The sequence below is a fragment of the Microvirga sp. GN3 genome, assembly GCF_055792825.1.
Genome location: NZ_JBVVAK010000268.1, coordinates 1 through 6,458, shown reverse-complemented (window position 1 = coordinate 6,458; position 6,458 = coordinate 1). Strand labels below are relative to the sequence as shown.

Annotated in this window: 4 protein-coding genes and 3 pseudogenes; 3 read left to right on the top strand and 4 right to left on the bottom strand. The window is 59.1% G+C overall.

Going from position 1 to position 6,458, the window contains the following annotated elements; genetic code table 11:
• The first annotated feature begins 395 nt into the window (after positions 1-395).
• Both ACS5Q1_RS45870 and ACS5Q1_RS45865 read left to right on the top strand, forming a co-directional pair.
• A complete protein-coding gene (locus tag ACS5Q1_RS45870) occupies positions 396-773 on the top strand; it encodes a YybH family protein (RefSeq protein WP_473104453.1) in 378 nt (125 codons plus the stop codon).
• Between the two features lie 79 nt (positions 774-852).
• Positions 853-1,376, top strand: a pseudogene (locus tag ACS5Q1_RS45865) (arsenate reductase ArsC).
• A gap of 92 nt (positions 1,377-1,468) precedes the next feature.
• Here the strand turns inward: ACS5Q1_RS45865 and ACS5Q1_RS45860 are convergent.
• Both ACS5Q1_RS45860 and ACS5Q1_RS45855 read right to left on the bottom strand, forming a co-directional pair.
• A complete protein-coding gene (locus ACS5Q1_RS45860; protein ID WP_473104452.1) occupies positions 1,469-1,786 on the bottom strand; it encodes a hypothetical protein in 318 nt (105 codons plus the stop codon).
• A gap of 1,159 nt (positions 1,787-2,945) precedes the next feature.
• Complete coding sequence (locus tag ACS5Q1_RS45855) at positions 2,946-3,557, bottom strand: PRC-barrel domain-containing protein (RefSeq protein ID WP_473104451.1); 612 nt, start codon at positions 3,555-3,557, stop codon at positions 2,946-2,948.
• A gap of 820 nt (positions 3,558-4,377) precedes the next feature.
• On the opposite strand from ACS5Q1_RS45855, the pseudogene ACS5Q1_RS45850 reads away from it, so the two are divergent.
• A pseudogene (locus tag ACS5Q1_RS45850) lies at positions 4,378-4,860 on the top strand (Ros/MucR family transcriptional regulator).
• A 460-nt stretch (positions 4,861-5,320) separates the two neighbouring features.
• Here the strand turns inward: ACS5Q1_RS45850 and ACS5Q1_RS45845 are convergent.
• Together ACS5Q1_RS45845 and ACS5Q1_RS45840 are read right to left on the bottom strand one after the other, a co-directional pair.
• Positions 5,321-5,857: pseudogene (locus ACS5Q1_RS45845) on the bottom strand (DDE-type integrase/transposase/recombinase); the annotation flags it as partial.
• A 106-nt stretch (positions 5,858-5,963) separates the two neighbouring features.
• On the bottom strand, positions 5,964-6,458 hold a 495-nt coding region (locus ACS5Q1_RS45840; protein ID WP_473104450.1), incomplete at its 5' end, for an ATP-binding protein.

Genomic DNA, 6,458 nt, shown 5'->3' with positions numbered 1-6,458 from the left:
TTGAGCGACGGCCCGCACGGACCTCGTCACCAAGACCGAGGTGCTGCGCATGGGAGAGGCGATGGATATGACGGAGCCGTGCCTGCCGTCGTTGGGCCGACCGGTTGCGACCTGTCGCTTGAGCAGCGAGATGGCTGTGTTGGCGAGCGGCTATGGTCATGGCCTCGCTCCACCTTGGCTACAGCTTCACCATACACCTACGGTTGCCCGTCAGCCAGCCCATTCGGTCGCGCACCTGAAGTCTGCGGACGGCTTGACCCTCTGCGAGGCCACGCGCACCATCGGCCTGCAAGCCTCAGTTCCAGGAGGCTGTCATGGCTGAGCACGACGAGGACGTTGCCCTGATCCGCCGCTGGTTCCGGAAGCTCTAACTCTGCGTTCAGACGGTGGATTTCGTGGTCTCCCGCCCGCTCTTCGCCGATGACATCATCACCTTTGGCTCCTTTGCGGCCTTCACTGTTGGGCGGGAGGCAACCGAGCACGAGCAGTGGCGTCACGTCTGGGGCCATATCGACCAGTTCCGGTGGCACCTGGATGACCTGCGAACGATCATCTCAGCCGACCGCCTCACGGCAGTCGGCATGGCGGTGTTCGAGTCCACGGGCTACACCGAAGACGGCAAGGCATTTGATCGGCCTGGGCGCGCGACAGTTGTGCTCGGGCGGCAGGCCGCGGGTGAGGAGTGGGTGGCCCAGCACACGCATGTGTCGCTGTTTCCTGGCACTCCCGCTCGCTCTTTTGGTACCAAGCGGGGAAGGCCACCGGCTTTGTAAAACCAGCACTTCAGCCGCAGGGGCTCGGCGCTTCGGCGCACGGAGCTGAGGTGCAATGTCTGGCACGGGGAGGGCACCCATGACCGAGCAAACCGACAATGTTCTGTCCCTCTGCACCGGCGACTCTGCCCGCTCGATCCTAGCCGAAGGCATCCTGCGCAAGGACGGCGAGGGACACTTCCGGGCGTATTTCGCAGCCAGCCGAGGGGAATGATCCATCCACTGGTCCTGAAGGTACTCGGAGACCATGGCTATCCGACAGACGGATACCGCTCGAAAAGCTGGGGCGGGTTCGCGGCTCCGGGAACCCCTGTGATGGACTTTATCGTCACCGTCTGCGACAGCGCGGCTGGTGAAGCCTGTCCGGTCTGGCCGGGACCTCCCTCAATCGCTCACTGGGGCATCGACGATCCAGCCGCTGTCGAAGGTTCTGACGCCGACAAGGAGCAAGCTTTTGTTCGCGCCTTCCAGTTCCTGAAGAGCCGGATCGGCACGTTCCTCCGCCTGCCGCTGGCCAGCCTTGATCAGTTCACGATAGGCACCCGGCTTCGCGCCATCGGTTATCTGGACCGAGCAAGCACGAGTTCAGCCGGTAGGGACTGATACGCGCCAGAGGTAAGGCGTGCTGGGGCCAGGAAAGGTTAGGGCAAAACATCCAAGCTGGCGTGGCTGGGTCGCTCTCTGAATTTTTGATTTCAGGCCAGGATGGGCTCGGGCGTGAACGGCGGCCGTTCAACCAGCAGCACCCTGGCCACGGCACCAACGCTCCGCAACTCGTCGAGAATTTGCTTCAGTGGCTCCGGCGCTGCGGCTTGCTGAGCCTCCTGCATGGTGCGGAACTCCAGCATCGTGATCGTGTCAGGACTTTCCTGATTGGCGGTGTGGTACGCGACAAAGGATACCGCTCCGGGCAGTTTCAGAAGCTGACCAATCCAGTCCCAGACATGGCGGTTGTAGTTGTTCCAGTTCTGCGTGTCGGTCGGACGGTCATATTGGAACATCATATAGGCCATAGGCCACCTCCAAGGCTCGCGCTGCGACAGCGCGGGCAATGAGTCTTCGTTGTCCGGCGCACCCCAGCAGATCGGCGACATCATCGCAACTGGACAATTTCATCTCAACCATCCGGGCTTTTTCCACTACCCAGCCCTGATCGCGAGGACGTAGATTGCCACAACAGCGGCCATCAGGAGTAGTGCGATCAAGGTTTGGGCAAGCACTAGACGAATCCCAGGATCACTGCCCCGCAGAACAAGAACGCCAGAGCGGCAGCAAAGGTCGCTTCGTTTCCGTAGGAAAGATAGGACCGGATGCGCTGCATTCTGATATCCTCCCAAAATCGGGGAGTATACGCCCTCCTCAAGTGCAAGGATATGTTTGTTGTCGGTTCGAACATGCTCGGGAAGAAACGTCGCTTTTGTCCCGCCCATCCGCATGGCCGCGACACTAACTCAGATCGTCCAAGCTTTCACCGTCATCAAAAAGCCCGCGCTCCGTTGTCCCATCCAAGCATGAGCAAGACTCCAAAATGACTGAGCCAGCGTGGTGCCCAAAAGGACGAGGATCGGCACGACTGGAGTTTCGCGATCGTGGTCAGAGCTAATCAGCATGGCCTGACAGTCGCGTTTTCAGACATCTCCACTCAAAGGTGACTGGCGAGGGTGGGGGACGCTAACGGCCAATACCGCTCCGGTGGAGGAGGGCGAACTTATCAAGAGCAAGACGCCGCTTAGTCCAATTCAGAGGGTTGTAAGCTCAGTCTGGAAAGCCGTGCGGATGCTGGAAGACTGTTCTGCACCGACCTCGAAGGTCAAGCTCCATGGGCGGCGCGGCTTTGGTGACGCCGATATTCCGGCACCGGATAGAACCCCTGACGGTGACTAACCCGAGACCCATGCGCGAACACGGAGAGGCTGTGTATGCCTGAGAACACCTCGAACACAGTGCCCTGCTGTGTCACCGATATCGGCCTGGGCCGCATCCGGTGGGAATGGCATCGGGGTCACCGGGTGATCGCTGAAAAACCTACCTCTGCGCCTGAGCAGAAACTCCGCGACACCAAACGTCACAGATAGCTGAGGCTATCCTCTCAAACAGACAGGAATCGTTGCGTCTCTCAGACAGCAGCAAAAGCCGAAGGGGCTTCGTGGCCCCTTCTTGTCAGGATCATCCTTACCGAGCGTATTTGAACTCGGGAGCCGCCTTTAACTGATCCTTAGTGATGTTCGTCGTCAGCACCGCATGATCCGGAGCCGCGCGAGCAATCGCATCGGCGGTCCGATCCGTGGCCACGGTGCCGGTGGTGCTCGGCGCATTCGGGCTGGCCGCCGCCGGAGCGGTTGCTGTGGCCCTCGCTGATGCTGGGGCATTCGGATCAGTCGTGGTGGCTGTGGTCGCCGCGGCGCGCGGCTCATTCACGAATTTCACCTGATCGAATGGGATCGCGACATCACGTTCACCGATGCCCAGGAACCCGCCGACGCCGACCACCACCGCCTGAATCCTGCCGCTACTGTCCACGAGCATTTCGCTGATATCGCCGATCTTCTCGTTGTTCTGGTTGTAGATATCCAGGCCCTCAAGCTTGGAGGCCCGCCACTGCCCCGACTGCTCCTGGGTCAGCCAATTGCCGGGGTCCATGCGCACTGGTTCACTCGCACCGAAGCTACCATCACCCGCCGAAGGTGCTGGCATTGCGCCTGCGGGCTGGTTGGTTTGAGACAGAGCCGGGGCGACCGCCAAAGCCGTGCCGAGAAGAGCCAATACGAGATGCTTACCAAGCATGTCTTCCTCCATCGTCCTGGTCGCGCCATGCGTCGCATATCAAGAGTAACGGCAGGCTAAGCCCTTCGTTCGGTCCCACTTTCTTCCTTCTGAGTCAGGAACCGGTGCGCGTTGGGCAGCATTGCGCCATAGCATGTTTTCTCTTGAGAGACTTAGCCCGTCCGAGGGCAGGGTCTTTGTTGGCGATACGTACTGGATTGGTGCGCAATCACACGAGCCTTGCCGCAGCGAAGGTACTCGAAGCACGGATGAACCTCACCATGAAACTCCGCTACGCCAATCGCCATGGTTAGCTGTACTTGATCCCTTTTAGGCTTCTGAGAGCCTTGTCGCACCGGTCGATATGATCGCGGGCCCGCCGTTGCATCTCAACGGTATTGTGGCAGGGTTTATCAACCTCTCGCTTGCAGAATGGGCAGATCATCGAATTGGCCTCTCTTGGCTGGGGCGTGTCAGGCCAATAGTAATGTAGGAGTACGCATGGTCTGACTGAGGGTCGTTAGCACTCGGTCTTCTGCTTTGTGGTAGTGCCTGTTGCGTCGGTGGTCTGTTTTGAGAGCGTTTCACCTTGACGTTTCCTGGCTCGAAAGGTTCCGAGGTATTCAAACCTAATCGTGAAGTTTAGTGGCACAAAGGCAATGATTAACCTCAATGTCGGAGGATGAGCCTTGCCAAAGTTCAACAAAGTACATAGGTGGGGCCGAGATCACAGATATCTGTTGTGCTGCACGGGCTGTTCCTGCTGATCCTGTTAGAACAGATTCTCTTGTTCGATACACCTTCTCAAACCAGCTCCCGTGCAGCCGAGGACAAGAATATCATGAGCGAGAGCGCAATCTCTCCGAACTACATTGAACTCTCTGGTGACATCGTGTCCGCCTATATCAGCAATAACTCGGTTCCGGCAGCAGACCTGCCCTCGCTGCTTCAGTCCGTTCACGCTGCCCTGACGAGGACCGCATAAGGTCAGCAAAAGGAGCCCAAGACTGAGTTGGTGCCTGCTGTATCGGTGCGGAAGTCTATCACCCCGGATGCCATCATCTGCCTGGAAGATGGCAAGTCATTTAAATCGCTTAAGCGCCATCTTCGCACGACCTATGACATGACCCCCGAGCAGTACCGCGCCAAGTGGAACTTGCCAGCCGATTACACAATGGTTGCACCGAACTACGCCAAGGCGCGCTCCGAGCTTGCCAAGACAATGGGACTTGGCCAGCAGCGCAAGAAAGGCAAGGCCCCGGTAGAGGCTGTTACCAATGATGCCGCTCCCGCAAAGGGCCGTCGCTCGAAAAAGGCTGCTTAACTGATCGTGCGGCGATCAGGATCGGCCATAGCCGGTCAAATTAACCCTTGAACTTGGTGCTACGAGGTGCCGAGTTTTCGTTAAGGCTTTGCTGCCCTTATGTTGTTGCACAGAGATGGCAGCGGCAATGTTGCGCCTCGGATGGACTATGCCCCGCCTTGGCAGGGCATAGTACCTGCAATGATTGCCGAATGTAGGGCCAAGCTACTTCGCCGGAACAGGTTCCTTTGCTGGGGTGAACGCTGCCCTCTGGGCCGCTGTGTCGGCCTCCTGCTTCAGCTTATCGACAGCTTGGGTGCGTTTAGCCTCAAGCTCCCGTTGGCGATCAGCCTCAGCCTTCGCCCTGTCCTCGGACACATATGATCCTCGATAGTGGCACATGGTGTCCTCCGTTCATGCAGAACAAGAGCCAACGCGATCCAGATACAATAGTTCCGGCTGGGTACTGTCAAGTTGATGCCTAGTTGTCTGGATGCGAGACCTCCTTGGCATGAGCGACGACCTGGAGGGCCTGGGGAAGTGCTCTGGGATCAGGCGGCTTGAAGCACGCGTTGGCGAAGTTGGGCTCGGCGGCCAGGCGCCGTTGCACGACCTGCTCGGGTGAAGCCCCCTTGAGCATGCGCTGACGTCTTTTGTTGTAGGCCTGGTTGAAGCCTTTGAGCAGCGTCTCGAGGTCACGATGGCTATAGATCGTGATCCCCAGCACCTCACGCTGCACCCAGCCGTTGAAGCGCTCCACAAGACCGTTGGTTTGTGGTGTGTAGGGCTTGGTCTTGCGGTGTTGCACCTTCAGCTTGCGACAGGCGTTCTCGAAGCCATCCGCCGTGAAGCAGGATCCTCTGTCCGTCAGAATGTGCGTGACCTTGAAGGGGAACGCGCGGACCGCCTCGTTCAGGAAGGCGACCGCGCTTGTGGCCAGTTCGTCATCTTTGACCGCCAAGTGTACCCAGCGCGAGCAGCGGTCGATGGCCACATACAGGTACCGTTTACGCCGCTCACGTCGCAAACTCGCATTTTATTTGCCTAAAATAGCTAATCCGCTAGGGCCGGGTGTTGTAAAATGCTAACGCGACTGCGTTACGCAAAAATGGTGCTGAAATGGACTATACTTCGTGTTTGCGACAGAACCCAGATCTACGGTGCATTGGAAGAATAGGTGTCTCCGGATCGGAATGGGCGCGCCTTGGCAAATGAGAGTGTCCCGCCGTCTTGTTTCGTCCGGTTGAGAGCCTAGTACCGTCAGCCCGTGACCAAACTGCCCCACACTTCCTCATGCTCCCCTGCTCAGCGGAAGCGGTCTTGTCCTGGTCTGCCGGCAGGGTGAACAGAAACACGGCCCCTTGAGGCTCATTCGCGCGGGCCCACAGCCGGCCGCCATGCGCCTCGATGATCGAGCGGCAGATTGCCAGGCCCATGCCCAGGCCGTCCGGCTTGGTCGTGTAAAACGCCTCGAACACCCGCTCCACCTGCTGTAGGTCTAGCCCGACGCCGGTGTCGTGCACGGCGAGCAGCACGGCCCCGGATTCATCCAGCCGGGACCGGATCAGCAGCTCGCGTGGCCGCTCCGCCCCCTCCTTCATCGCCTCGAGGCCGTTCAG

Excerpts from the sequence above, each read along its gene's own strand:
- ACS5Q1_RS45860 (WP_473104452.1), bottom strand. The coding sequence starts at position 1,786 with ATGGCCTATATGATGTTCCAATATGACCGTCCGACCGACACGCAGAAC.
- ACS5Q1_RS45855 (WP_473104451.1), bottom strand. The coding sequence starts at position 3,557 with ATGCTTGGTAAGCATCTCGTATTGGCTCTTCTCGGCACGGCTTTGGCG.